The 828-nt window shown below is 64.6% G+C and carries 1 protein-coding gene; it reads right to left on the bottom strand.

The window, feature by feature from the left end:
* Positions 1-828, bottom strand: an 828-nt coding sequence (locus EXE42_RS16070; RefSeq protein ID WP_275938238.1) for a DNA polymerase domain-containing protein, incomplete at both ends; no start/stop codon positions are given.

The following is an 828-nucleotide window of genomic DNA, read 5'->3' as shown; positions in this document are numbered from 1 at the left end:
CGCCCGCGGCGGCGCGCTCGCCGACATCGCGGTCCTCGTCGTCGACGTCGGGGTCCGGCGTCACCCAGATGGAGTCGACGATGCCGTGGACGACCCGCCAGCCGCCAGCTTCCAGTCGCTGTTTCGCCGTCAGCAGAATTTCACGAGCGAACGCGTTGATCGCCTCGTGGCACTCGATGCGGCCGAACTTCGCGTTGCTGAACCCCTGATAGCCGAAGCAGGCGACGAGGATCCACTTCAGCGCGCCTGACCGCCCTTCGAGTTCCGTCAGTCTGTCCTCGTTGGGGTCATCCCGAGCCTTCTCGTGACGGATGGCCGTCTTGATCTCGTCGCGCGCGTCGATGATCGGCTGGAGGACGTCGACGAGGTAGCCTTGGTCGTCACAAATTGAGTACCCGAGGCCGGGGACATCGTCGCGGTCGCTGTGACAATCACACCGGATGATGTCCGGTGAGACGTTTCGCGTACAGATGATATTCGGATACAATGAGGAGAAGTCGAGTTCGTGGACGTTCTCGTGGAGGCCGACCTCGGGCGCGAAGATGAAGCCGCCACGGTCGGCGTCATGGAGCGTCCCCATCGGCTTGTAGAACTCGTGGCGCCAGGAGTTCCACGGGACGAGGACACCGCGGTCGTGGGCCTCGCAGATCTGGGTCGCCGTCAGCACGTTCCCGATCGACGCCCACGCGAGCTCCTGGACGGGCTTCTTTGAGCGCGACACGAGGTCGAGGACGCCGTCGAGGTTCGTCTCCCCGTAGAAGAACGTGTTCGACTCGTCGATGATCGCCCGCCCGGGCACGTTGTACCGCGCCGGAGAGTGGCCGACGC

It is taken from the genome of Halorubrum sp. SP3 (assembly GCF_005435195.1).
GTDB classification, from domain to species: Archaea; Halobacteriota; Halobacteria; order Halobacteriales; family Haloferacaceae; genus Halorubrum; species Halorubrum sodomense.
The sequence above is the reverse complement of the archived record's forward strand: the minus strand, read 5'-3'. Positions and strand labels throughout refer to the sequence as shown.